We start from the raw sequence: 26,037 nt of genomic DNA, 5'->3' as shown, positions 1-26,037 counted from the left end.
CAACTTGAATAGGATAGCATGGAAAAAGGAGGCGGACGTTTATATGAATCCTATGCAAATGCATCATCTTTGTAAGCAGCATATTGGACATTTGGTTACGGTGCAAATGAATAATAACGAACAACTACAAGGGTTTATTGAAGATGTAGATGATAACAATGTGTATATGATGGTCCCTGAAAATAGCAACAATAACAATAACAATGGGATGGTTCAAGGAGCACAGATGAACAATATGTTAACGAAAGGGTGCGGTTGTCAATCCGGCATGAACAACCGACAGTTTTTTGGAGGATATGGTGGATATGGGGGATACCCAGGCGGAGGATATTATCCTCGTCCGAGACCAAGGTATCGTAGATTAGTATTACCGCTGGCTGCCCTTGTTGCATTGTCCACGCTATTTTAAAAAGTAGAGCTTGCACTCCATGCAGGCTCTGCTTTTTTTAAGATAGGAAACTATTCCGTTTTTGTCGTCTATGTTTAACGCAAACGCCCAAACGCTCGAGGCACATCCTGTCTAGACCCTGTAGCGGAGCACCATGCTTTTCTTGTGAACGATATCTAATGCGAGCATACGTTCACCTTTTTCGTGATATAATGAAAGAAATTCTTTAATATAGAAAGGCTGTTTTATTTATGGAACCATTACGATTTATACACGCAGCCGACCTTCATCTTGGTTCAACTATTCCAGCTGCTGCAGGAGCACCGTCATTATTAAAACAGCAGCTTGAAGATAGTATATACACCGCAGTAGATAATATGGTGAAGGATGCGATTCAACTTGAAGTGGATTTTATCATCATTGCAGGTGATCTATTTGATCAAGATAATCGCAGCTTAAGAAATCAGCTGTACTTAAAAACACAATTTCAAACACTCCAAAAACATGATATTCCGGTTTACGTTATTTTTGGAAATCATGATCCTGTTCATAAAAAGTATGCACCCGCAGGATGGCCTGAAAATGTACATATATTTGATACGACACCGGAAATAAAAATTTTTCATAAAAAAGGAGAGGAAGCAGCATTTATTTATGGTTGCAGTTATGAAAAACGAACGCTCCATCAAAATATAGCGAAACAATATAATAAAAAGGAAGGGACAGAAGCACCACTTCAGATAGGCTTGCTGCATGGACAAGAAAGACGTAATACAGATCATGCTTATGCTCCTTTTGACAAAGAAGATTTGTTGGAGAAAGAGTTTGATTACTGGGCTCTTGGTCACATTCATACGAGACATTCGCTTGCAAATCATATTTGCTATCCAGGCAATATTCAAGCACGTCATCGCAATGAACCTGGTGACAAAGGATATTTATATGTTCACTTAGATGAAGAGAAGGCAGACGTGTCGTTTAGGTCTGCCTCGGTTATCCCTTTTATAAAGATCGAAACGTCTATTGATGGACATGTATCATTTGACAGTCTTACAAATCAAATAGTAGAGGATATTTCAGCTTATCAGATCGTTAATCGAATAGGTGTATGGCTTGATATAACTTTGAAGGGAAAAGGCTCATTAAGTTTACATCTGCAAGAAGAAAAGGAATTACAAGAATGGAAAGAAGCTTTAAATGAAATCGGCGCTGTAGACAGTCCCTTTTTCCATATTCACCGATTAACGAATCAAACAATACCTGATGACATGACCATACATTCTAATGGCGAAAATCATTTTCTTGGGGATATGGCAGAAGCAGCACTCCATTTGAAAGATAACCCAGAACAAGTGGCAAACGTATGGAAGGAGCTTATGCAGCACCCGGCAGCGCGAACTTATTTATCTGCTTCAGAAGTGGAAGATCCAGCGGCAATTATTGATGAAGCACAAAGACTGTTGTGGGAAATGTGGGGGAAGGAGAAGGCCAATGAAGATTGAGAAACTTCATATTTATGGATTTGGGAAATTTCAGGATGAAATCATAGATTTTCAGCTCCCGATTCATTTCATACAAGGGGAGAATGAAGCTGGAAAATCTACTATCAGAGCTTTTATACAAGCGGTTTTATTTGGTTTTCCTTCTAAAAGAGAAAATGCACTTCGTTATGAACCTAAAACCGGTAATCACTACGGCGGTTATATAACAATTCGTTTAGAAAATGGAAAGAAAGCAACAGTCGAACGGCAATCTGGAAAAAAAGCAGCAGGAGATGTAACCGTATATACAGAGGAGGGGGAACGTTTTGGAGAAGAGTGGTTAAAAGCAGCACTCGGTAATATGGATCGCGGCATTTTTCAAGGTATATTTTGCTTTGGATTGGATGGATTGAGTGAGATACAAAATTTGAAAGGAGAGGAATTGAATAAATACATTTACGAAGCCGGTATGACCGGTACTAAACACATCGCCCAAATGGAAAAAAAGCTGGATGAAGAGTTGAGTAACTTATTTAAACCTAAAGGCCAAAAACCAATCATAAACAAAGATATTAAAACCTTGCATGACAAACGTCTTCATTTGAGAGAATGGGAAAAGCAGTTTGAGCAATATGATCGTCTTATGGAAGAAAGAGAAAATGTAATACACCAACTAGAAGAATACAAACGGAAGAAAAAAGAAATAAATCATGTAACGGAACGATTAAATCGAAAAAAGTATTTATTACAATTGTTGACTGAGAATAAAGACACGGAGAAAAACCTGGAAAGCTTGCATTCATTTAAAGACATTCCGCTTGAAAAAGAAGAAAAATGGGGAGAGTATAAGCAAAAGTACGATGAAGCTGTGAAATGGTGGGAGAATGCGAAAATCACCAAAAAGCAGCTGGAATCAGAAAACCAGGGAGCAGCGCTTATGTGGCCTGTTTTTCATCACTTAGAAAGGTTTTCAGCATTAAAGGAACGAATTCCTGTCTATAGCAAGTATGTGGAGGATAATAATCGTATTAGCTATAAGATTGATCAAAAACAAGACATGCTTAAAGAACTGAAAGAAAGGCTAGGAGATTTATATCATGAGGATTTGCACGCTAGTGTTACTACGATTCATGCCCAAGAAGAACTGCAGACAATTATAGATAAAAGTAAAGAAGTAAAAGAACGATTGCGACTGCTGGAGCAACAGTATCAGCAGCAAGACGAGAAAGCAACGTTGATTCAAAAAGATTACCATCAAAACAATGAGAAGCAGCGTTCTAAAGAAGAGCGGGGATATAGTGAAGATGTTGTCGTTCAATTTGAAGAGAAATCCAGTCTATCTCCTTCGTCAAATAAACCAGTGATGATGCTCCAGATTTCTATTGTTATCTTTTTTACACTTGGAATTTGGGAATGGTTAACTGGTCAATGGTTGATGGGCTTCGTTATGGTCGGTGTCGGTGTTGCAGCAAGTATTTTATGGTACATGCTACATCAACAAAACAATAAACATTCGACTAATAGTTTGTATTGGAAACATAAATCATTATTAGAAGAGGATTTGCGTTTAGAAGCTCTAGTTCGAGAGTACGAATGGCAGCTTGGGAGAGAAAACAACGCCAAGCAATCTCTCGAAAATGCATTAGAACAAGAACAAGCTAACTGGCTAACACTACAAACAGAATTTAAAGAATGGTGCAGGACCTACCAGTTTCCTACCATTCCTTCCATACAGTCAGCTGAAACATATTTTCAAACGGTAAAAGAATGGAAAGGGCTTGTCCATGATATAAACAGGTTAGAAATAGAAAGCCAGGATATTTTAGAAAAGATGGAAGAAATCCAAGTGGAAACTAGCTGGCTTGCCGAGCAAGCAAATGTTTCTTTTCGTACTGTAGAAGAAACCTTTGCCGTAATACAGCATATTTTTGAAAAAGAAGAGCAGCGTTATAGAGAATATAAAGAAGAAGAAAAACACTGGTCTACTGTCGTTCACCAAGTCAATCTATATGAAACACTTCGTATGGAAGCGGTAGACATGATAAATCAGTTGTATCGAAATGTAGGAGCGGACGATAAAGAATCATTTTTCCGAGTATTAGAACAGAAGAAAAAGTATGAGGAGTGGAAAAATAAACAGGAATGGGTACATAGTCAACTTATGGCTCAAATGTTTGAAGGAGAAAGTGTGGAAGGGTGGATGAATGAAATAAAGAATGACTCTTACACACCCGAAGAAGAATTAACGATGAAAGCAGAAGAGTTGGCAGAACTGGACGAAACAGAACAAGAGTTGAATAGAAAATTAGCTGAGCTCAACCAACAACGTAAACAAATCGAAGATGGTGGTACCTACGGGGAAGAATTACAATATTTTGAAGAAAATAAGCTTGTATTCCAAGAAAATACACATAAGTGGCTTGTACGAAAAGCAGCAAGGATGATCCTGCGACAGGCAAAATCAGTGTATGAAAAGGAAAGACAGCCAGAAGTTGTACAAACAGCCTCTTCTTATTTTTCTTATATGACACAGCAGGGCTATACACGTTTGTTTGCTCCTGTAGGGGAAGAGAAATTCATTGTAGAAGATAACCGTGGACAGTGGTTTGAACCGGTTGAGCTAAGTCGCGGAACAGCAGAGCAGCTTTATTTATCATTACGTTTGGCTCTTGCTGAAAACTATAATCATAGTCAGACTCTGCCACTAATTATGGATGATCCCTTTGTTAACTTTGATCGTGAACGTCAACAACTAGCTTTTCAACTTCTTCTACAGGCAAGCTCTCATAGACAAATTTTATATTTCACTTGCGATACTCTTCCCAAGTCAGTACAGGATTATGGCAGGATTCATCAGCTCGTCTGACAAAAATAGTGGATTATGTCTGGAAGTTTAGAGAAAAGCCTGCTACCATGAAGCTTGAATAGCTGTAAAATCATTTAGGTTTCAGAAAGGATCCGACATTTTATGAGTAGTTATACAGTATATTTAGTAGAAGATGAAAACAATTTATCAGAAGTATTAAAAGCATACATGGAAAAAGAAGGTTGGTTTGTCAAGGTTTTTGATAATGGCGCTGACGCTCTCGAAGCAGTGAAAGAACCACCTCATTTATGGGTGCTTGATATTATGCTTCCTGGAACGGATGGATACCAAATTTTAAAAGGTATTCGTGAAGAACAAGGAGATGTGCCTGTTATTTTCATTTCTGCGAGAGATCAAGATCTTGATAGAGTACTAGGACTTGAAATGGGCAGTGATGATTACTTGGCGAAGCCATTTTTACCACAGGAACTAATTATTCGGGCAAAAAAACTGATTTCAAGAGTATATGGGGAACAATCAAACGAATCAAAGAAAGTGGAGCTGAACGATTATTTGATTGACCCGCAAGCTCGTATAGTAACAGATGAACAGGCAGATAGCGGTCATGTGGAATTAACGACAAAAGAAATGGATTTAATTTTATTGTTAACAGAAGACATCGGAAAAGCGCTCTCTAGAGAGGCAATTATTGAAAATGTATGGGGGGAAAATTATTTCGGTTCCGAGAGAGCGGTAGATGATGTGGTGCGGAGAGTACGTAAAAAAATGCCTCGAATCCACCTTGAAACGTTGTATGGGTTTGGATACCGAATTCTATCATCATGATGAAAGTTAATTTAACACAACGTATTTGGTTTTCGTTTATCGCTTTAGTTGTTCTTGTTGGGTTGACCATTATTATTATTTATCCGATTTCAATAAAAGGAACACTCAACGATGAAACATACAGAATGATTGAACAAGAACAGGCACGAATGGCTAATCCGTTTAGTGAGCATTTTTCCATTCCCCAATCTGAAATGGATTTTGTTGAAAGACGAGAAGCCGAACGTTCTGTTGGTCACGTTTTTTTATTGGATGGAGAACAAAGGGGAGAGCCAATCCCTCCAGATGAAGTATTAAAAGAAATGGTAATGAATGCAGGTAATCAAACAGCTGAACGTGAAAGATATGAACTGACTTATAATGAAGCAACCTTGTTTTATGTCATAACAAGAATTGAATCAGACGGACAAGAAGCCTATCAAATTTCGTTCATGTGGGATACGTACCGTGATTTAATGGTGAATAGACTTTGGGAGAGACTTGTTTATTTATTACTCATTTCAAGTGTGTTAAGCCTTTTACCTGCAATATGGTTGAAACGTTATCTGCGTCAGCCATTCCGAGTTTTGGGTGATCATTTTGAACAAATTTCAAAGCGAAATTGGAAAGAACCGTTCCATTGGGAAGGAGACGAAGACTTTCAAAAGCTTTCTGATCAATTTGAAGGAATGCGTCAAAATCTTATACGATACGATCGCTCACAAAAAACCTTTATTCAACATGCTTCTCACGAATTAAAGACACCTATTATGGTTGTAAAAACTTACGCACAATCTGTAAAAGACGGTATTCTTCCTAAAGCTGACTTAGAACAAACGATGAATGTCATTATTGATGAGACAGACCGGATGGATAAAAGAGTAAAAGACATGCTGTACTTTACCAAATTGGACACCATGAAAAATGATACAATTAATGTGGAAGAAATAATGTTTGGAACACTGGCTTTTCAAATGGAAGAACGTTTTCGCATGCAGCGGGAGGATGTCCATTTTGAAATACAAGGCGCTGATATGAAAATAAAAGCGGACCCAGAACATTTACAAGTACTTCTTGAAAACCTTGTCGAGAACGCAATGCGATATGCTCGTGACACGGTTTGGATGAAAGCGGAAGAGATAGAAGATAGTAAGGTCATAATTACAGTAAGAAACAATGGTGAGACCATTAATGAAGAAGAGTTACCGACTTTATTTGAGCCTTTTAGAAAAGGGAATAAAGGTCAATTTGGGCTCGGGCTTGCTATTGTAAAACGAATAGCAGAACTTCACGACGGTGATGCTAAGATAAGTAATTGTGAGGACGGGGTTGCTTTTAAAATCACATTACCCAAACCATGAATATATGTAAAATCAGTGCATAAGCATAAGAATAAAGAGGGACAAGGCAGAAAAAGGAGGATTGTATGGATAACCGCTCTAAAAAGTTATTACTGACCTTAATTGTTGTATTCTTAATGCTTGTTATGTGGCAGCGATTTTTTGCACCTGGATCTTCACAAGTTCCTACATGGGTTGTTTTAAGTGGTCTTGGAATTGTTTTTAGTGGCTATATGTGGTGGCAGTCGAGCCGAAAAGAGCAGCAAGAAGACCAACATTGGATTGAACAAGAAGGTAGAGTTTTTATACGAAGAATGGAAGAAGAACGTGAAAAAAAGAGGGTTTCTTCATAAATATCCTATGAAATGAGCCGTCCTTATTCTAATAAGGACGGCTCGCTTTTTAATCTGTATAGTATCGTAATAGACTACGATTGAATCCAATCTTCATACGTTGATTCTTCCACATTAATGTTCGCTTCATCCATTAAATTCTGCATGACTTCTTCTGCAGGTATAGACTGTTCTTCTCTCAACGTATTTTCAATATCGCTTTCAAGCTCTTCAAAGCTTTCTTTTTTGTCAAGAACTTCAATAATATGAAAACCATGCTCTGTTTCTACTGGCTCACTGATTTCTCCAATTTCCAAAGAAAATGCTGTATCTTCAAATTCTTCAACCATTTGTCCTCGGGTGAAAGAGCCTAGTTCTCCACCCTCAGAAGCGGAACCGTCCGTGGAATATTCTTCAGCAAGTTCGGCGAAGTCTTCCCCATCATCTAGTTGGTTTTTCACCTCTTCAGCCGTTTCCGCGTCTTCTACAAGGATATGTCTGGCCGAAACAGATTCTAAGTCTTCTTTATTATTATCATAATACTCTTGTTTATCTTCGTCCGTTATTTCAACATCTGCTTCTGAAATTTCAGAAATGACAAGCTCAGGCTTTAATACATCTTGTTTAAATTCATCAATAGATTCCACCGGCAATTGAAATTGGGTTTGGAGCATAGTGAGCAGTTGTTCATCGTCTTCTACACCATAGTTTTCTTTAAATGACTGAAATTCTTCATCAACCTGCTCACTACTAATATCCAACTCTTCTGCTTTATCATTTAGAATCGTACTTTGAACCATTTCATTTAGCATTTGTTCTCCAAAACCATCTTTTAATTCTCCGATAAATTCCGCTTCTGTTATCGAGGTGTCATTAACTTCAACAATTGTAGATTCACCGTTTTCGTCGTTATTGTTACATGCAGCAACAATAATAATAGTTGTTACCCCTAAAGTGGTCAGAAGTAATTTTTTCATATAATTTTTCACTCCTAAGTCATGTTAAAAAAAAGAAAAAATAAAGACAACCCATATGATACCATAAAAATCTATAAAAAGAAAAAATCTAGGTAAAAAGCCTAAACAATTTTTCACCTATACACATAATATAACCCAGCAAGGCTATTAGGAGGTGATGATGAAATGTCTAAAGGCTACTACGGCGGTTTTACGCTAGTTGTAGTACTTTTCATTCTGCTTGTCATTGTAGGTGCCTCTTGGTATTAAATGTTAATAAAAAGGAGGAATACAAATGGGATATGATAATCGCTCCAATTTTGCGCTTATCGTCGTATTGTTCATTTTGTTAGTGATTGTAGGCGCAGCTTGGCTTTATTAATGAATAGGCACTTGGCAAAAGCCGAGTGCTATGAAAATATGAAGTCGCTAACCTATAAATCAATACTTCTATAATTGTTGTAAAAAGGCTTTCCCAAGCATGATAATGGGAAAGCCTTTTATTTATGAGTAAAGAATGTATATTATTCTGGCAGTTCCGGTATCAAGCTGCAAAGTTAGCCGAACTTCTATTATTGAACCCGCACTGTGGCGGCAAGCCTCGTCAGTTGGCTTTCAGAACTTGTCACCGACAGGCGGTACCTTGCACTTGTTTTGCCATAACGTTAAACAAACCATAATTCCACAAAAGTGGAAGTCAGCAAAATGGTAAGCAAAATATTAATGGTTCTAAATATTTTCGGTTGGCGTTCTGCGGGAATTTCTTTTTGTACGCAGAGGGCATTAGTCATAGAGTTTATAATGAATAAATAGGTCAACGAAAATAATCCGAATAATGCAATAAGCATCTTTTTACCCCCAATATCTTATATCTATTATACCTTAACAAAACTTTTAAAAAAAAGATAGTTTTTTGCTAGCACAAAAAGAGGGAAAATATTATAGTGGTAGAAGCAGTTTGAATGAAAGTGGTGATTATATGGCAGATGGTAAAACCAATATTTGGAAAGTAATGTTTTTTGCAGTGATAGCTGTTATTTTCCTTTCCGTTCTTATTTTATTTTTCTTACTAAGTGATTCTAATGAGAACAGTGATAAGGAAAATATTACAACAGAAGATAATGAAAACTTTAATGAGTATTTCTCTGTACAGTTGACGAGACAACAATTAAATAGGCTATTAAATGAACAAATAGATGAGGAAAATGTAAAAGTTGATTTTGGAGAAAATATTTCTCAAGTCACCACGAGTTTCGAGTTTATGGGGCGATCTATTGAAGCTGTTATGGAATTAGAACCAGAAGCGCTTGATGATGGAAATATTGTTCTCCATCAAAGGAATGTTTCACTCGGGAATTTCTCTCTTCCTGGATCAGAAGTACTTGCTTTAATGGACGCTCAAGCAGACTTACCTGAATACGTGAATGTGCAGCCTGACAATAATCGAATCCTTATAAATTTGGATGAATTGGATATAGGTGACAACGGTTATTATATCCAAGCAGAAACATTTAAGCTAGCCGATGATGACATTGTATTTAACGTAGGGAAATAACGTTTGAATGCCAAGTAACAGAGCTTAAAAGAAGATTCACATTAAAAAGCAGCCGTTATATTGGCTGCTTTAATAATATATCCATCCCGTTTTTGTTTTGTTCAATAAAGCAATGGCGTGGTGCCCCAAGTAATTGTTTAATGTAGATAAAGTCATAAACGGCAAGGCCTGCATTAAAAGAAAACAATAATACAAAATAAAGCATAAATGATGGGAAAGTCAGCGCACTTACAATAGACACAACACTAATAAATAGTGTTGGGAACAGCATAGCGTTTATATAGAAGTTGCGCCCAACAGGTTTAGTGAACCTTAACAAAAGCAAAGGCGCTCTTTTCTTTTTGCTCATTTTCAAATTCCATTGCATTCGAACTCCCACAAATCGCAACGGGATAAGATGGAGTATGGTATGAATAGGGAACAACAATAATAAAAATAGCAACGTATCAATTAAGCCTAATTCAGCATAACTGATATTTTCGTAATAAAGACTGAATACAAGATAACTGATAACAAATGTTGTAATCATCACACTCATTGACAAAAGCATCAGTCTCGAAGGATTATACTCTTTTTTTAGATTAATTGATTTCCAGCAATTCATGGGAGACCCCCCCTTTTCTTATCCTACTTGATAAATGTAAATCCTCTACCAGAAAAAATCAATAGAATTCGGGAGAAAAATTAAAAGAAAAAGGATTTTGACAATTCAAATCTCTCTATATAAAAAGAACTGTCTAAAAATCGTATGAAACGACATTTAGAACAGTTCTTATAAGAAGATATTATTGTCTTACTTATTAAGAGTACTGGCACTTTTTTGTATCTTATTCTCTTGATTTACGGGTGTTAAGGTTCCACTATCTTCCGTGAATTCTTCATCAAACGTATGGAAAGATTCTTCAAAAATACCCATGAAATCTTCTCCATAAATGTGTCTGATAATTGCGATAAGTTCAGTGAATTCAGGAAACTTTCCGTATAATTCCTTGATAGGAAGGGCCCCATTATAAATACTATATGTGTCCGGTTCATACGCTTCTAAGGTTTCTAATAAGAGACGATCTCCATCTGGGGTCAGTTCTATATAAGTGTTGCGTTTGTCTTCGGCGTTCTTGGAAAATGTAATTAAATTTCTTTCCTCGAGTTTTTTGGAGAAGTTAAACGCAGTAGACACATGCATAACACCAAACTTAGCAATGTCTGAAATAGAAGCCCCTGACAAATGATAAGCAATCCACAAAATCTGATGTTCATTAATATTCAAGTTATAAGGTTTTATCCACTGCTGCCAGTCTTTTTCTACAGATTTCCACATTGCTTTGGTTAATTGAGCGAATTTGTGGCTGAACATTATCGATTGTTTCGTAGAAAGAGAAGAATGATCCAATCTTCTCCCTCCTCTCTGATGTATTATTGTAATAAAAAGATTTGTTTATTAAATGTTACATAAAGTATTGCTTATATTGCTGAATTATTCTGACTCTTTACGAATTCGTTCATTTAATTCTGATATGGAATCTGAAATTTCTTTAACCTGTTGCTGGATGGCTTCAACTTCCGGTTCTACTTCATCTTTGTAACGGCTGTATGTTTTTTTCATTTCTTGTGTTAAACCATCGACAGCTTCAAAACCTTCTGTTGCAGCTTCCTGCCATTCTTGTACCGCGGATTTTCCTTTGCGTGATAATTTTTTATTTAACGTTTTTAAATCGTATTGTTTCATCATACTTCTCGTTTCTTGACCGGAAATAGGGGCGGATAATAAAGCAGATCCTCCTCCTAAAACAATTCCCAAAAATAAACCAGAAAATAATGATTTCGAATCCATATTAGCACCTATCCTTTCTCTCCTTGTTTCCTTCTCTAATCTAATATTATTCTCTGATAACAGTATAGAGAAAAAAATGGCGAAAGAAAAGGAGATTCGTGTTAATTTTTTCTTAATTAACTAAAAAAACTGCCTGACAGAAAAACAATCTGAACTGCAGGCAGTTAAACATATTTACTATGTGATGTGTAAATAATTAATTATTTTTTTGAAACTCAATCATAAATTCTTTCAATGCTTGGCAAGACTCTAATGAAACAGCATTATAAATCGAAGCTCGGCATCCTCCGACGGAGCGGTGCCCATTTAAACCAACAAAACCAGCTTCTTTTGCTTCTTTAAGAAATTTCTCATTCAATTCTGCACTAGGCAGATTGAAGGTAACATTCATAAAGGAACGGCTGCTTTTTTCTGCATGTCCTTCATAGAAACCATTGCTTTCATCGATGGTATGATACAACAGATTGGCTTTTTCGGTGTTCCTTTGCCTCATTCCTTCTGCTCCACCGTTTTCTTCAACCCAATTTAATACTTTCTTCAGCATGTAAATCGCGAAAGTCGGAGGTGTGTGGTAAAGAGAATTTTTGTCAGAATGTGTACGGTACCTCATTAATGTTGGAATGTTTTGTGAGGACCGGTTTAATAAGTCTTTTTTTATAATGACGACAGTGACCCCGGAAGGTCCAAGATTTTTTTGGGCGCCGGCATAAATCATGGAGAAACGTTCTATGGGTATCGGTTTACTTAAAATATCACTAGACATATCGGCGATTAAAGGGGACTTCCAATCTAAATCAAAATCCTGCCATTGCGTACCGAAAATCGTATTATTGGAAGTGATATGAACGTAAGCGTCATTCTCATTCAATCCTAATTGACTAGTGTCAGGAATGTATGTGTAATTACTTTCTGCGGACGAAGCACTGCTTCGTGTTTTGCCAATCAGCTCAGCTTCTTTCACTGCTTTTTCTGACCAAGACCCAGTGAGGATATAATTAGCTGTTTCATCTTTAGAAAGAAAATTCATTGGTATCATAGGAAACTGGAGGCTGGCTCCTCCTTGCAGTAAAAGGACTTCATAGTCATCAGGAACAGCAAGCAACCGCTTGATAGATGCAATCGCTTCATTGTGTACGGCTTCGTAATCTGGACTTCTATGACTTAGTTCCATAACAGACATGCCGGTATTATTAAAATCGACTAGTTCATTTTGGGCGCTTTCTAGCACCTCGGTAGGTAATGCGGCGGGGCCGGCATTAAAATTATGGGCTCTGGACAACTCTCTCCACTCCTTTTCAATGTTCTTCATGCTTATATTGATTTCTATCCTAACAGATTGCCTACAAAGATACTATGTTTTATAAATGTCTGTTTATATTTTTCGCCACTGCTTGTAAATCTTCGGCGGAATACTCAGAACCATTATCTTTAAATGTTGGTTCAAAACCGTCATCGGGACCGTAACGTGGAATAAAATGAAGGTGATAATGAAACACGGATTGAGATGCAACTTTGCCGTTATTATTAATGAGGTTTAACCCCTCTGGTTGAAAGGCCTCTTTTATTGCATTGGCAATTTTTGGAGCAGTTTTAAATAAGTAAGCAGCAGTATCTTCTTTAAGTTCGAAAATATTTTCCTGGTGTTCTTTTGGAATTAACAGTGTGTGTCCTTTCGTTGCCTGTCCTAGGTCAGCAAAAGCAATAACGGTGTCGTCTTCATAAACAACAGCAGCAGGAATATCGCCGGAAACAATTTTACAAAAAATACAATTGCTGTCGTGAGTCACGTGAAACACCCCTTTTATAATTTTTTATGTGACACTATTCTACCATTGCGGTGTCAGAAGGGCAAAAGACGAAAGCAGATTCTTACAAATCACATAATACAATGCTATAATTTTCATAGAATGAATGACTAAGGAGGAGTAGTAATGTTTGTCCCCCTCGTGTTAACAGATTTTTTAGATCGGGCAGTTTCCTTGTATGGAAATAAGACTGCCGTCATAGATGGACAACAGCACGTAACATACTCAGAATTAAACCAGCGGGTAAATCAGTTATCACATGGGCTGAACCATCTTCAAGTGAAAAAGGGGGACAAAGTGGCTTATTTAACCCCCAATTCACTTGAAATGTTGGAGGGTTTTTTTGGTGTATTTCAAGTGGGAGGCATCATGACCCCGCTCGATACAAATTTAGAACCGATGGAATATGCATATATATTGAATCATAGTGAGAGCAAAGTGTTATTTGTTGAAGAATCTTTATATTCCCTGATTTCCCCAGCTATACATGAATTTGAAACAGTAGAGACCATTATTGTAATAGGAAGTGTTTCTGAAACAGAGGAATATTATAGTTATAATAAATGGATAGAAACTTTTCCGAAAACAGCTTTTGACAGGATAGAATTAGAGGAAGGAGATATAGCGACTCTTCTTTATACAAGAGGGACAACAGGAACACCAAAAGGAGTTCTTTTGACTCATCGTAGTAATTATTTACACGCAATGTCGGCAATGCATCACTTAAAAGTGACAGATCGTGATTGTTTATTACACATGTTGCCTATGTATCATGTGAATGGGTGGGGTTCGCCATTTTATTATACAGCTAATGGAGCTACTCAAGTCATGCAAAAAGAATCAGATCCGGAAAAGATGTTTGAAAACATACACACGTATGACATTAACGTTATCCATATGACCCCGCCAGTTTTGGGGTCTGTTCTCACATATTACAATAATGATATGGAACAGACAAAGCGAGATGTACGAGTTGTTGTAGCGGGATCTGTTCCGCCACAGGACTATATCGTTCAAGTGGAAGATGAACTTGGCTGGGAATTTATACAAGTTTATGGTATGACAGAAATGTCGCCGCTCGTTACTATTTCTCAAGTTCGATCTCAACATCACTATTTTTCAAAAGAAGAAAAATATGTAACGAAAGCTAAAATAGGTTATCCTATGATAGGGTCAGATGTGCGAGTGGCAGATAAACAAGGACATACTGTACCGTTTGACGGAGTGAGTGTTGGTGAGATTGTTGTAAGATCAAATAATGCGATGGATGGCTATTTGAAGAATCCAGAAGCAACCTCTGAAATGATAAAAAACGGCTGGCTCCATACAGGGGATATGGCTGTTGTAGATACCTATGGATATATTCAAATTGTCGAAAGAAAGCAACTCAATCATGATGTAACCTCTAAAACCGATGCAACCCGGTAACACTTTCCGGGTATTTTTACGTAAAAAGGAGTATTTATAGATGGCGCAACTTCTAGAAATTGAAAATGTAAGTGGTGGTTATAATGTGCATAAACCTGTTCTACATAATTTGAACTTCAGTGTAGGCAAGGGAGAAATGGTAGGATTAATAGGATTGAATGGGGCTGGAAAAAGTACAACCATTAAACATATTCTTGGTTTGATGGAACCAACCGAGGGAGATATTCGTATTAATGGAGAGCGTTGTAAGGAACGTCCTGAAGCTTATCGTCAAACGTTCACCTATATACCGGAAACACCGATCTTATATGATGAATTAACGCTATGGGAACATTTACGACTTACGGCTGCTGCTTATGGAGTGACAAATGAGCAATTTGAGCAACGTGTATATCCACTTTTAAAAGAATATAGAATGGAAAAAATGAAACAATGGTTTCCGAGTCATTTTTCTAAAGGAATGCGTCAAAAGGTGATGATTATGTGTGCTTTTCTTGTGCAGCCAGATTTATATGTCGTCGACGAACCTTTCGTCGGTCTTGATCCAGTTGCGATAAAGTCTCTTCTGGATATGATGGTACAAAAGAAAGAAGAAGGTGCAGGGATTATTATGTCAACGCATATTCTTGCAACAGCAGAGCGTTATTGTGACCGGTTCATCCTCCTTGATGAAGGCAAAATTAAACATCAAGGCTCAATAGAACAGCTTCGTGAGGAAATAGGTATGAAAGACGCCAATTTAGATGATTTATACATAGAAGTGACAAAAGGAGAAGTATAATGGATGTAAACAATTTATGGGGAGACAGGGTCAGAGAGTTTTGGAATGAAGCTATCCGTTATTTACGGCTATTAGGAAACAGCGGCTTCATGTTTAGCTTGTATGCTTTGTTTATAGCAGGAGGTTATTTTTACCCATCCTTTATCGAGTGGCTGCCTGAAGCGATTCCTGTGTCTTTTATACTTGCCGGAGTTTTCACCTACATGTTGACCAAATGCCCGTTAAGAACCTTTCTAAAAGAAGGAGATTTGGTTTTTTTACTCCCGCTAGAGCCGAAATTAAAAAATTATTTTCGAAATTCTGTTTTGTATTCGTTTATTATGCAATCCATTGCAATGGCAATCATATTCTTATTACTGGGTCCTTTATTTCAGGATCGGGTGAATGAGGACAGTGGGTATCTTTACAGTGTACTGTTTTGTATTCTTGTTGCTAATTTGTGGAATTATGCCTCGTTTTGGGCTGAAGCTAGAATACAGACGGAAACAATCCGAAATGTGCATGTCGTTGCCAGAGTAGTAATTAATGCTGGCCTTACTACTTTATTGTTTCATAATGCAGCATTCTGGTATCCGGCAGCTGTATTTCTTATTATGTTATTCGTCTATCTGTTTTATTATTATCCGTTGTTAACTCAACATCTTTTAAAGTGGGAACTGTTGCTTGCCTTAGAACAAAAACGTTTATCGATATTTTATCGTTTTGTTCAATCCTTTACGGATGTTCCTCATGTTAAAGCAGGTGTAAAACGGAGAAAATGGATAACGTCGTTAACGGATTCATTTATTTGGAAAAATAATTCCGTTTATAAAGTGCTCTTTGGAAAAGCTTTTATACGGTCGGGCGAATATTTAGGGATGTACACAAGACTTCTAGTAACAGGAGGTCTTGTTATGTACGCTTTTCCTAATGATTGGTTCCGCTTGGGCGTGGCACTGCTGTTTGTATATATGACAAGTGTGCAATTACGAACGCTTTGGCACCATCTTGATGTAATGATGTGGCCGGATCTTTATCCGGTTTCAATCAGTAACAAACAATTAGCCTTTCGGCATATAGCAAAAAGATTGTTGCTTTTTCAGACGGTCCTGCTTTCGATTGTGTATGGGATTGTGGGATCCGCTGTACTGCCGGGAACACTTGTATTAGTAATCGGATTACTTTTTTGCTATTTTTATCCTATTTTCAAAAAGGATAGAGGAGTAACGTAGAGGAAGGGGAAGGGAATGGCGTGAATAATTATGAACAAGCGGTACGTGAGGACGTTGATGTTTGGCTGCGTAAAATGAAAAAACCTGCTACGATGCCTCAAAATCTGACGAAAAACGTGCAAACAAGAATAAATAAATTCATTCCGCAAAAATTCCAACAAGCCTTGGGGCAGGCGGTGAAACAAATGGTAGAAGGGGTGATAAACGGTTCTGACTATTTGCCTCATGGTAAACATGAAACGGCCCTTTATCTACAAGAAGCGGACGATAAACTTGATGAACTAATCCCGGTTTTTCAAAAAGGTGCAGCTGCGGAGGGAGCAGGAACTGGTGCCGGCGGTATATTTTTAGGGGCTGCTGACTTTCCGTTGTTGCTTGGTTTTAAGATGAGATTTCTGTTCTCGGCGGCAACTATCTATGGTATGGATGTTAGTGATTTTCGAAACAGGTTATACTTGCTTCATATATTTCAGGCTGCCTTTTCAAGTCCAGAGAAAAGGGCGGAGACTGCGTTGAGGTTAGAAAACTGGGAAGAATATATTGAAGATAAACCAAAAGATATATCGGTGGCCAAAGAAATGGACTGGAGTTCTTTTCAACAAGAATACAGAGACCATATTGACTTAGTGAAAATGCTTCAATTAGTACCGGGAGTGGGAGCCATTGTAGGGGCTGCAGCTAATTACCATTTACTTGGACATCTTGGGGAGACAGCTAAACAAGGTTATAGATGGAAGTGGCTCATGGAAGAAAAGAATATATGATACTTAAAAACGCTCGAACCTACTTTTGGTCCGAGCGTTTGCTTTCGTCTTTGTAGTCTAACACGGCTTTTCCCATGATTTTTGCTGCTAAGAGCATAGCTCGTTCGTCGATATCGAATTTAGGATGATGATGGGGATAAGTCTCTTCTGTGTTGGGGGGTTGAGCGCCAGTGAAGAAAAAAGAACCTTTCACATGTTGTAAATAATACGAAAAATCCTCTCCGGTCATCTGCGGTTTCATATATTCGGTTTTTTGGATGCCTGGGACAGATGATGCACATGTAGCAAGGTACTCCGCTTCTTTTTTATGATTGACTACAGGCGGATATCCTTTACTGAAATGAAAATCGGCGTCTGCATTCGCACCTTCACAAGTTGTTCTTGTAATGCGTTCAAGCTCTTCTTCTATTAAATCTCTTACATCGTTATTAAAGGTTCGGACGGTTCCGATAAGTTTAGCCTGATCTGCAATCACATTGAAGGCATTAGCCGCTTCAAACGAACCAATCGACACCACTGCTGATTCTTGGGGATCTATTCGTCTGCTTACAAGTTGTTGAATCGTTGTGACAAGCTGAGAACCAATGACAATTGCATCTTTTGTAAGATGAGGTGTCGCCCCGTGTCCACCTTTTCCGATTATATTTATTTCAAATCGGTCCGCAGCCGCCATCATTGCACCGTCTTTATATTGCATCACACCATACGGAACGGTCGCCCATAAGTGAGTGCCGAATATAACATCAACATCATCTAGACACCCATCCTGAATCATTTCAATAGCACCTCCGGGCGCATATTCCTCCGCATGTTGATGAATAAAAACGATTGTTCCGTTTATATCAGCTTGAATGTTGTTTAGTGCTTTGGCCAATACGAGCAGAGTGGCTGTATGTCCGTCGTGACCACAAGCATGCATGATGCCATCTTTTTTTGATTGAAAAGGGAGCCCTGTCTCTTCCTGGATTGGAAGAGCGTCAAAATCAGCACGTAATGCGACAACAGGACCGGGTTTTCCTCCTTTTAGGCGAGCGGTAATACCACGGTTTCCGACATTTGTTTTCACTTCATGCCCAAGCTTTTTGTGATAGGAAGCGATATAGGCAGGGGTTTCTTTTTCCTCGAAGGAAAGCTCGGGATATTGATGCAGGTACCTCCGTATATCAACCATTTCATTATATGCAGCATCTAACAGTTCAAACAATCTATGTTCCAACATGTTCCCCTCCAATGTTATTGAATATTATAACCCAAATGGAACCAAGCTCGGTAAATAACTAGACAACATTTGGAAATATCCAGTGAATAGCATGATGCCGAGGATAATCATAATACCTCCGCTTATTTTTTGAATACGCGGCATCCATTTATTTAATCGTTTTAGTTTATTCAAGGATTTCGAATAAATTAGCCCGACGAGCAAGAATGGTAAACCTAATCCCATCGAATAAATAAATAACATGAACATGCCTGAAAGCATTGTTCCACTCCCGCTTGCAAGTGCTAGTATCGAACCAAGTACTAACCCAATACACGGGGACCAGCCAGCAGCAAACAACAATCCAAACAGAACGGAGCCGGCAAAGCTGGTTGATTTTTTGGGATTTCGATGTACTTTTTTGTCGGTCAACAAAGCCTTTATAGAAATGATGCCAGTCATTTGCAGACCAAATAAAACGATAATAATCCCACCGAGTTGTTCAATCAATTGACTATTCGAAAAAAACAATTCACCTAAAAATGTTGATGACGCTCCAAGAAGTAAAAAGACAATCGTAAACCCGAGAATGAAACCTAAACTTCTTGATAAGATGATTCGTCGTTCTACTTGAATTTGATTATTTTCAACTGTTGTTCCAGTAAGCTGTGCTAAGTAAGCCGGAACAAGCGGGAAAATACAAGGTGTTAAAAACGAAACAATACCTGCTCCAAAGGCAAGCCAAATGCTTATTTCATTCATGGAGGAACCTCCTGTTTTTATTGCGTTATGTACCTTTTTTTATAAGATAGGAAGAGAAGTATATATAATATATCTTCCAAGTTTAGCACAAGCGCTCAGATTACGTTTTTTTGCCAGATCGCAGATTCCCAAGGCGCTTACGCTTTTCTTATGATAGCTTATAAATATGAAGAAATTGTGAAATCAAGACTCCAACTTGAGACGGAGTCAACATTAACCTTTAGCTGGTCGCATCTTTTTTATTTTCATATTACACTAAATAAACGAATCAATAAAATAATTGATGTTTCAATAAAAGATTAAAGGTCGTGTGAATGATGAAAAGCTCTGGTAATCTTGTGTTAGGTTTTATTATTATTATGGTTGGATTGAATCTATTATTTAGTCAGTTGGGTATACGTATCGACGTAGGCTCTTATATTTGGCCGATTATTGCAGCGTCTATATCGTACCACTTTTATAAAAACAAAAATAAGTGGTTATCTTTATTATTTCTGTCGTTCTGTGTCATTTCATTGGGGGATACTATTCTAAATATTGATTTAGGCGGCTTTATTATTGCGGTAGTCTTGTTATATTTCGGTATTAAATTGTTAAAAGGACAAGATTTTTCCGAGGAAATTGATATAGATAAAGATCTGCCGCCCCAAACTCAAGAACATAACGATATAAAAAAAGATACAGTTGACCAAACACCACACTTACACCAAAAAAAGGTTGAAAAAGACGAGTTACCGGATGAACATATAACAGAAGCCGTTGTATCCAACCGATCCTCTTTTGGACATTCATCACAACCAGATGCAACAATAAGAAATGAACCGATTGTTACTCCATCTCAAAAAAATATATTCATCGGAGATTTCAAACTGATGAAACGAACGTTTGCTTTGCAGGATATGAATCTTAAATATGGTATTGGTGACATTGCCATTGATTTTTCAAAGGCTATCGTTGATGAAGGAGAAACGGTTGTTGTTTTGCACGGTGGAATTGGTGATGTTGATTTATATATTCCAAGTGATCTTAATATATCCATCCAGGCGAGTGCATCCTTGGGAGATATAAACGTGTTCAAACACCGGGAAGAAGGCATAAACAAACAAGCTGTGGTACAAACAGAAAACTATAAAGAATCAAATCGAAAAGTAAAAATTATCATTTCCGTCATCCTTGGAGATATAGATGTGAGGTACGTGTGATGAAAAAGATGGTTAATATTCAATGGGATTATATTCGCCATTCTTTAGGGATTGCTGTTTTAAGCGTATTTTTATTGTTTCTTATATTATTATCGAGTGTAGAAGATATGATGCTTCTGCTTTCTTTTGAAACCTGGTTTCAAATCCCTGTTCTTCTTTTGTGGGCCTTTCTATCCCTGACTTTGGCAGTATTCATTGGTTGGCGTACAGGAAGAAGACAAAAAATACGGATGAACCATCTCATTGCTTCTACGATGGCGCTAGAAAAAGGAGAATTTTCGAAGCGTGCGACACTCGAAGGAGAAGATGAATTAGGGGTGATGAGCACCCATTTAAACGCCGTTGCTAATAGATTACAGGAGCAGGCAGCTTCTATGCAAAAGCTTTCTGATGAAAGGGCAGAATATCAGGCATCTATTAAAAGAGACGCTGTTGCAGATGAGAGGCAGCGGCTTGCCAGAGAGTTACATGACGCAGTTAGTCAGCAATTATTTGCTATATCTATGACAACTGCCGCTCTTCAAAAAACAATGAACATCGACTGTGAGAAGTCTATGGAGCAAGCGGCATTGATTGAAAAAATGGCGGTGAACGCACAAGGGGAGATGCGGGCTTTACTTATGCATTTGCGCCCTGTGAGCTTGGAAGGAAAAGGTTTACAAGAAGGATTGAGTGATTTAATAGCAGAACTCTCTGAAAAAACAAATGTGAAAATAAATTTTGATATTCAAAGAGTAGAAGCATTAGGGAAAGGGATGGAGAATCATTTATTCCGCATAGCCCAAGAAGCCTTATCTAATGTCATTCGCCATGCTGAAGCGGGAAATATCGATTTTCAATTAAAATGGTACAACGGTCAGCTGCGAATGAAAGTAATAGATGATGGGATAGGATTTCACTTAGATAATAACCAAAAACATTCTTCTTATGGATTATCAATGATGAAGGAGAGGGTGAATGAACTCGGTGGCGTTATTCATATTTTGTCTTATCCGGGTAAAGGAACACAAATTGATGTGAAGGTTAATGTGTTAGTGTCAAATGAGGAGGAACACGGCCGTGATTAACGTATTACTAATAGATGATCATGTAATGGTGCGGATTGGAATGTCAGCTTATCTTTCTACGGAAACAGATATCGAAGTAGTTGGGGAAGCAGATAATGGAGAAAGTGGGCTTGAACTCATAAAAAAGCATCAACCTGATGTAGTCTTAATGGACTTGATTATGGAGAAAATGGATGGTGTAGAGACGACCGAAAAAATCAATTCACAATATCCGCAAATCAAAGTAATAGTACTTACGAGTTTTTATGATGATGAACAAGTCTACCCTGCCATTGAAGCCGGGGCATTTAGTTATTTATTAAAAACGTCAAAAGCCCAAACGATTGCTCAAGCAATACGTGCAGCGGTTAAAGGGGAATCGATGGTTGAAGCCGCGGTGACTAAGAAAATGATGCAACGGATGAGAGGTACAGAACAATCGTTACACGAAACATTAACAGATCGTGAGCTCGATGTTGTAACACTTATAGGTAACGGAAAAACAAATCAGGAGATTGCTAATGAATTATTTATTGGTATAAAAACGGTAAAAACACATGTGAGTCATATTTTATCTAAATTAGGTGTCGATGATCGAACGCAAATCGCAATTTATGCCCATCGTCATGGTTTAGCAACCTAATAATTTCTTAAAAATGACAAAGAATATCAAAAGCTGTGAAAAAATAAGCACAAAAAGTTTGTTTCATTTACAATAGAAATTAGTCTAAGTTTTATAGCTTTTGCGCCTTGGAAAAAGCGCAGCAAGAAGGAGCAGCATATCATGAGAAATAAATGGGTGATCTGGGGACTTATATTGCTAGTATTCATGCTAGTAAGTGCCGGGATTTATCTGTCATCTGTCGTTATAGGTGCCGCAGCAATAGACGAAAAACAGTTAGTAATGAATGAAACAACCGTTATTTATGATGAAAACGGAGCAGAACTTGCCCAATTACACAAAGAAGATCGAGATATGGTTGAAATAGAAAATATTCCTGACCATGTACAACAAGCATTTATAGCGGTTGAAGATACACGCTTTTATGAACACCAGGGTATTGACCCACGTGCAATAGCACGAGCTCTTTATCGTGATATTCTCGCAGGTGCAAAAGTGGAAGGCGGAAGCACAATCACACAACAGCTCGCCAAGAATGCATTTTTATCGAATGACAAAACCTTACTCCGTAAAACGAAAGAAGTATTGATTGCGATGGGGCTTGAAAGGAGATTCAGCAAAGATCAAATATTGGAATTTTATATGAACCAAATTTATTTTGGGCATGGGGCTTATGGCATAAAATCAGCGGCTGAACTGTATTATGGAAAGCAGCCAGCAGATTTGACGGAGGATGAAGCAGCGATGCTTGCAGGTATCCCCAAAGCGCCGTCCAACTATTCCCCTGTTGATGATGCTGAACAAGCAAAAGAAAGAAGAAATACAGTTTTGGCACTTATGGAACAGCAAGGTTTTATAAATGCTGAAGAAACGGTCTCATTTCAAGGGAAAACATTACCTGAATCACTGCATCAATCCGAAGAAACGCCTGCTTTTTATACTTATATCGATATGGTGTTGGATGAAGCGGAATCAAAATATCAACTATCGGCTGAAGAAATTTATAGAGGTGGATATGACATTGTTGTACCGATGAACAAAGAAATGCAACAAGCATCATTTGATTTATTTCAGGATGCCTCTTCCTTTCCTTCAGAGGCAGAAGAAACAGAAGCCGCATTTTTTATGATGAACCATAACAGCGGCGGTGTTGCCGCTGTTCAAGGAGGAAGGGAGTATGTAAGACAAGGATTAAATCGTGTGAACGTAAAAAGACAGCCTGGTTCCGTGATGAAACCCCTTGCTGTATATGCTCCAGCACTCGAGACTGGTCAGTACCAACCATACTCTATGTTGAAAGATGAGAAATTAGATTATGATGGTTACACGCCTAAAAACTACAGTGGTGAATACCAAGGGGAAATAACGATGGTTGATGCTGTGAAAGAATCCACCAATACAGCAGCTGTTTGGTTATACGATCAACTTGGTACAGAAACGACATCAGATTGGATGGAATCAGCTGGACTTGATATAGATGATAATGGTTTAGCGGTAGCGCTAGGGGGATTATCTGAAGGATTGACTCCACTTGAAATTGCAAGTTCGTATACTGCTTTCTCTAATAAAGGGGAAACGATAGAGCCTTACTTTATTACAAGCATAACGGATCGTAATGGAGAACTTGTTGGAGAAGCGGATCCAAAAACGACAAAAGTAATGAGCGAGCAAAATGCATGGTATATGACAAGATTGCTTGAAAATGTAGTTCAAGAAGGGACAGGCACAGCCGGATCAACTAACTATTCTTTAGCGGGGAAAACGGGAACAACTTCCTTTTTAGAAGTGGAAGGAGCTACTAGAGACGCCTGGTTTACTGGTTTTACTCCGCAATGGACCGGGTCTTTATGGATGGGCTATGATAAAACGACGTCTGAGCAGTATTTAGACGCAGGAAGCTCTTATCCAACGAAATTGTTTAAAGAAATCCTTAATCGAGTGCCGGCCGATACACAAGCGCAAACAGCGTTCCAAAAACCTGAAGACGTTCAAGATCTTGAAACCCCCGTAGAAATGACGGAAGTCAATGACTTGTCGGCTTCTCTAAGTTTAAAAGGGGGAGGATTGTTCAACGTTCACCTCGATTGGACCCCTGCGGACGATGAAAGGGTCATGTATAGAGTGTATGAAGTGAATGATGATGAAGGTGATGAAATAGCTGAAGTGGAAGAGGGAGGCAGTTACACTATTGAAGGTGTTAATATATTTAATATGAAAGAATATATGGTTGTGCCGTATAATCCTCAAACCCAAGAAGAAGGAGAGCCTTCCAATGTGGCAGACGTATCAGTTGGTTCAATATTTGGGGGATAGCGACTGCAACCAAAAAAATGTTTAAGTTGAAGGGGCTGTCCCAAAGTCGGGATGGCTCTATTTTTTAAGGCGAAGGAAGATATATTTTCGTCTTCCAAGTATAGTGAAGACTCTTAGCCATAGTATTTTTTGCACTCGATGAACTAAAGCATTACCCGAGGAAACCCGAGTGTAGTTCAACTGGATAATGCCTTTTAGAAAATCCTTTTTTCATCTATTTTTTGAACTTTGGTCTTGAGTACTGTACATGACATTTGCCTTAGAGTATGGTAAAAAGGGTATGGAAACGACAAGAAAAGACAACGATGGACTGAAGGAAGTTTTGGGTGTGGGATAGGATAAAGGAGTGTTTGGAGATGGATGGAAAATTACTTAATAATAATTTTTTAAGAGCAGCGAACGGAGAAGCTGTCGATCATATTCCGGTCTGGTATATGAGACAAGCGGGCAGGTCACAACCTGAATACCGCAGACTAAAAGAAAAATATTCTTTATTTGAAATCACAAGACAACCGGAATTATGTGCTTATGTAACAAAATTACCGGTTGATCAATACGATACAGATGCAGCGATTTTATATAAAGATATTATGACCCCGTTGCCTTCTCTTGGAGTAGAGGTGGATATAAAACCCGGAGTAGGTCCGGTGATTAATAATCCGATAAAACACATAGACGATGTAGAAAAGCTGGGGATGATTGAGCCGGAAGAAGAAGTGCCCTATGTTTTAGACACTATAAGTTTGTTAAGAGAACAGCTGCATGTACCATTAATAAGTTTCAGCGGTGCCCCTTTTACTCTGGCAAGCTATATGATTGAGGGAGGACCGTCCAAAAATTACTACAACACAAAAGCATTTATGTATGCACAACCACAAGCGTGGCATGCATTAATGGACAAGCTGGGTGATATGACAATACGTTATGTCAAAGCACAAATAAGAGCAGGGGCTCAAGCTGTTCAGATTTTTGACTCGTGGGTTGGAGCGTTGAACGCTGTAGACTATCGTTTATACGTTAAGCCTGTCATGAAAAAAATCATGGATGAGCTAAAGGAAGAAAAGGTTCCTTTAATTATGTTCGGTGTAGGGAACCGCCATCTTATGCAGGAATGGAATGATCTTTCCCTACAAGTAATAGGTCTTGATTGGAGACTCTCTGTTTCTGAAGCAAGAGATTTAGGGATAAATAAAGCACTACAAGGTAATTTAGATCCCGCTGTTCTGTTAGCACCATGGGATGTCATCAAGGAGAAAGTAAAGCCAATTCTTGATGAAGGAATGCAAAAAGATGGTTTTATCTTTAACTTGGGTCACGGTGTTTTTCCAGAAGTTGATCCTGAAACATTAAAAAGGCTAACAGCATTTGTTCATGAATATACAAAAAAGTAA

At 38.1% G+C, this 26,037-nt stretch carries 27 protein-coding genes; 18 read left to right on the top strand and 9 right to left on the bottom strand.

Features of this window, described 5'->3' with window-relative positions:
- The first annotated feature begins 43 nt into the window (after nucleotides 1-43).
- The 6 genes from J2S78_RS11415 (at nucleotide 44) to J2S78_RS11390 (ending at nucleotide 7,193) form a co-directional block, all read left to right on the top strand.
- Complete coding sequence (locus J2S78_RS11415) at nucleotides 44-409, top strand: hypothetical protein (protein WP_306898664.1); 366 nt, start codon at nucleotides 44-46, stop codon at nucleotides 407-409.
- A 230-nt stretch (nucleotides 410-639) separates the two neighbouring features.
- The gene (locus J2S78_RS11410) at nucleotides 640-1,890 is read left to right on the top strand and encodes a metallophosphoesterase family protein (RefSeq protein ID WP_306898663.1); all 1,251 of its coding nucleotides are present in this window, start codon (nucleotides 640-642) and stop codon (nucleotides 1,888-1,890) included.
- Nucleotides 1,880-4,735, top strand: coding sequence for an ATP-binding protein (locus J2S78_RS11405; protein ID WP_306898661.1), 2,856 nt, complete (start codon nucleotides 1,880-1,882; stop codon nucleotides 4,733-4,735). The genes J2S78_RS11410 and J2S78_RS11405 overlap by 11 nt, the downstream gene beginning before the upstream one ends.
- Nucleotides 4,736-4,837: 102 nt before the next feature.
- On the top strand, nucleotides 4,838-5,521 hold the full coding sequence (locus J2S78_RS11400; RefSeq protein ID WP_306898659.1) for a response regulator transcription factor: 684 nt from the start codon (nucleotides 4,838-4,840) through the stop codon (nucleotides 5,519-5,521).
- Nucleotides 5,518-6,861, top strand: coding sequence for a sensor histidine kinase (locus J2S78_RS11395; RefSeq protein ID WP_306898657.1), 1,344 nt, complete (start codon nucleotides 5,518-5,520; stop codon nucleotides 6,859-6,861). The genes J2S78_RS11400 and J2S78_RS11395 overlap by 4 nt, the downstream gene beginning before the upstream one ends.
- A 65-nt stretch (nucleotides 6,862-6,926) precedes the next feature.
- Nucleotides 6,927-7,193, top strand: coding sequence for a sporulation YhaL family protein (locus J2S78_RS11390; protein WP_370871558.1), 267 nt, complete (start codon nucleotides 6,927-6,929; stop codon nucleotides 7,191-7,193).
- A 74-nt stretch (nucleotides 7,194-7,267) separates the two neighbouring features.
- Here the strand turns inward: J2S78_RS11390 and J2S78_RS11385 are convergent, their stop codons facing one another.
- The gene (locus J2S78_RS11385) at nucleotides 7,268-8,149 is read right to left on the bottom strand and encodes a peptidylprolyl isomerase (protein WP_306898656.1); all 882 of its coding nucleotides are present in this window, start codon (nucleotides 8,147-8,149) and stop codon (nucleotides 7,268-7,270) included.
- Between the two features lie 165 nt (nucleotides 8,150-8,314).
- Between J2S78_RS11385 and J2S78_RS11380 the strand changes: the two genes are divergently transcribed.
- Together J2S78_RS11380 and J2S78_RS11375 are read left to right on the top strand one after the other, a co-directional pair.
- Nucleotides 8,315-8,398: a YjcZ family sporulation protein gene (locus J2S78_RS11380; protein WP_306898780.1), complete on the top strand. Its 84-nt coding sequence runs from the start codon at nucleotides 8,315-8,317 to the stop codon at nucleotides 8,396-8,398.
- A 25-nt stretch (nucleotides 8,399-8,423) separates the two neighbouring features.
- Nucleotides 8,424-8,510, top strand: a complete 87-nt coding sequence (locus tag J2S78_RS11375; RefSeq protein WP_125554893.1) for a YjcZ family sporulation protein — start codon at nucleotides 8,424-8,426, stop codon at nucleotides 8,508-8,510.
- A 283-nt stretch (nucleotides 8,511-8,793) separates the two neighbouring features.
- Here the strand turns inward: J2S78_RS11375 and J2S78_RS11370 are convergent, their stop codons facing one another.
- Nucleotides 8,794-8,976, bottom strand: a complete 183-nt coding sequence (locus tag J2S78_RS11370; RefSeq protein WP_125554602.1) for a hypothetical protein — start codon at nucleotides 8,974-8,976, stop codon at nucleotides 8,794-8,796.
- Nucleotides 8,977-9,107: 131 nt separating this feature from the next.
- Here J2S78_RS11370 and J2S78_RS11365 point away from each other — a divergent pair, with 131 nt between their 5' ends.
- The gene (locus tag J2S78_RS11365) at nucleotides 9,108-9,683 is read left to right on the top strand and encodes a YpmS family protein (protein ID WP_306898654.1); all 576 of its coding nucleotides are present in this window, start codon (nucleotides 9,108-9,110) and stop codon (nucleotides 9,681-9,683) included.
- 55 nt (nucleotides 9,684-9,738) lie between these two features.
- On the opposite strand, the gene J2S78_RS11360 is transcribed toward J2S78_RS11365, so the two are convergent.
- The 5 genes from J2S78_RS11360 to J2S78_RS11340 form a co-directional block, all read right to left on the bottom strand.
- A complete protein-coding gene (locus J2S78_RS11360; protein WP_306898653.1) occupies nucleotides 9,739-10,287 on the bottom strand; it encodes a DUF3267 domain-containing protein in 549 nt (182 codons plus the stop codon).
- Between the two features lie 189 nt (nucleotides 10,288-10,476).
- Nucleotides 10,477-11,037 carry an HTH-type transcriptional regulator Hpr gene (locus J2S78_RS11355; protein ID WP_370871563.1) on the bottom strand — a complete coding sequence of 187 codons (561 nt, stop codon included), beginning with the start codon at nucleotides 11,035-11,037 and terminating at the stop codon, nucleotides 10,477-10,479.
- Between the two features lie 120 nt (nucleotides 11,038-11,157).
- Nucleotides 11,158-11,514: a YtxH domain-containing protein gene (locus J2S78_RS11350; RefSeq protein WP_306898649.1), complete on the bottom strand. Its 357-nt coding sequence runs from the start codon at nucleotides 11,512-11,514 to the stop codon at nucleotides 11,158-11,160.
- 196 nt (nucleotides 11,515-11,710) lie between these two features.
- The gene (serC, locus tag J2S78_RS11345; protein ID WP_306898647.1) at nucleotides 11,711-12,793 is read right to left on the bottom strand and encodes a 3-phosphoserine/phosphohydroxythreonine transaminase; all 1,083 of its coding nucleotides are present in this window, start codon (nucleotides 12,791-12,793) and stop codon (nucleotides 11,711-11,713) included.
- A gap of 79 nt (nucleotides 12,794-12,872) precedes the next feature.
- A complete protein-coding gene (locus J2S78_RS11340; RefSeq protein ID WP_306898645.1) occupies nucleotides 12,873-13,301 on the bottom strand; it encodes an HIT family protein in 429 nt (142 codons plus the stop codon).
- A 144-nt stretch (nucleotides 13,302-13,445) separates the two neighbouring features.
- On the opposite strand from J2S78_RS11340, the gene J2S78_RS11335 reads away from it, so the two are divergent.
- The 4 genes from J2S78_RS11335 to J2S78_RS11320 are packed head-to-tail and all read left to right on the top strand — an operon-like array spanning nucleotide 13,446 to nucleotide 17,503.
- Entirely contained in the window at nucleotides 13,446-14,747 is a 1,302-nt protein-coding gene (locus J2S78_RS11335; RefSeq protein WP_306898643.1) for an AMP-binding protein, read from the top strand.
- A 40-nt stretch (nucleotides 14,748-14,787) separates the two neighbouring features.
- On the top strand, nucleotides 14,788-15,528 hold the full coding sequence (locus J2S78_RS11330) for an ABC transporter ATP-binding protein (protein ID WP_306898641.1): 741 nt from the start codon (nucleotides 14,788-14,790) through the stop codon (nucleotides 15,526-15,528).
- A complete protein-coding gene (locus tag J2S78_RS11325; RefSeq protein ID WP_306898640.1) occupies nucleotides 15,528-16,739 on the top strand; it encodes an ABC transporter permease in 1,212 nt (403 codons plus the stop codon). The genes J2S78_RS11330 and J2S78_RS11325 overlap by 1 nt, the downstream gene beginning before the upstream one ends.
- Nucleotides 16,740-16,759: 20 nt before the next feature.
- Nucleotides 16,760-17,503 carry an EcsC family protein gene (locus J2S78_RS11320; RefSeq protein ID WP_306898638.1) on the top strand — a complete coding sequence of 248 codons (744 nt, stop codon included), beginning with the start codon at nucleotides 16,760-16,762 and terminating at the stop codon, nucleotides 17,501-17,503.
- Nucleotides 17,504-17,522: 19 nt separating this feature from the next.
- Here J2S78_RS11320 and J2S78_RS11315 read toward each other — a convergent pair whose 3' ends face one another.
- Nucleotides 17,523-18,722 (bottom strand): M20 family metallopeptidase, encoded by a 1,200-nt coding sequence (locus J2S78_RS11315; protein WP_306898637.1) that lies wholly within the window; start codon nucleotides 18,720-18,722, stop codon nucleotides 17,523-17,525.
- 24 nt (nucleotides 18,723-18,746) lie between these two features.
- The gene (locus J2S78_RS11310) at nucleotides 18,747-19,463 is read right to left on the bottom strand and encodes a cytochrome c biogenesis CcdA family protein (protein WP_306898636.1); all 717 of its coding nucleotides are present in this window, start codon (nucleotides 19,461-19,463) and stop codon (nucleotides 18,747-18,749) included.
- A 314-nt stretch (nucleotides 19,464-19,777) separates the two neighbouring features.
- Between J2S78_RS11310 and liaF the strand changes: the two genes are divergently transcribed.
- The 5 genes from liaF to hemE all read left to right on the top strand — a co-directional run bounded on the left by liaF (nucleotide 19,778) and on the right by hemE (nucleotide 26,037).
- On the top strand, nucleotides 19,778-20,665 hold the full coding sequence (liaF, locus tag J2S78_RS11305; protein WP_306898635.1) for a cell wall-active antibiotics response protein LiaF: 888 nt from the start codon (nucleotides 19,778-19,780) through the stop codon (nucleotides 20,663-20,665).
- Nucleotides 20,665-21,732, top strand: coding sequence for a sensor histidine kinase (locus J2S78_RS11300; protein ID WP_306898633.1), 1,068 nt, complete (start codon nucleotides 20,665-20,667; stop codon nucleotides 21,730-21,732). The genes liaF and J2S78_RS11300 overlap by 1 nt, the downstream gene beginning before the upstream one ends.
- Nucleotides 21,725-22,354: a response regulator transcription factor gene (locus tag J2S78_RS11295; RefSeq protein WP_306898632.1), complete on the top strand. Its 630-nt coding sequence runs from the start codon at nucleotides 21,725-21,727 to the stop codon at nucleotides 22,352-22,354. Before J2S78_RS11300 ends, J2S78_RS11295 begins: the two co-directional genes overlap by 8 nt.
- Nucleotides 22,355-22,495: 141 nt before the next feature.
- Complete coding sequence (locus tag J2S78_RS11290; RefSeq protein WP_306898631.1) at nucleotides 22,496-24,646, top strand: transglycosylase domain-containing protein; 2,151 nt, start codon at nucleotides 22,496-22,498, stop codon at nucleotides 24,644-24,646.
- Nucleotides 24,647-25,002: 356 nt separating this feature from the next.
- On the top strand, nucleotides 25,003-26,037 hold the full coding sequence (hemE, locus tag J2S78_RS11285) for a uroporphyrinogen decarboxylase (RefSeq protein WP_306898630.1): 1,035 nt from the start codon (nucleotides 25,003-25,005) through the stop codon (nucleotides 26,035-26,037).

The organism is Salibacterium salarium (assembly GCF_030813635.1).
Classification (GTDB): domain Bacteria; phylum Bacillota; class Bacilli; order Bacillales; family Marinococcaceae; genus Salibacterium; species Salibacterium salarium.
The sequence above is the reverse complement of the archived record's forward strand: the minus strand, read 5'-3'. Positions and strand labels throughout refer to the sequence as shown.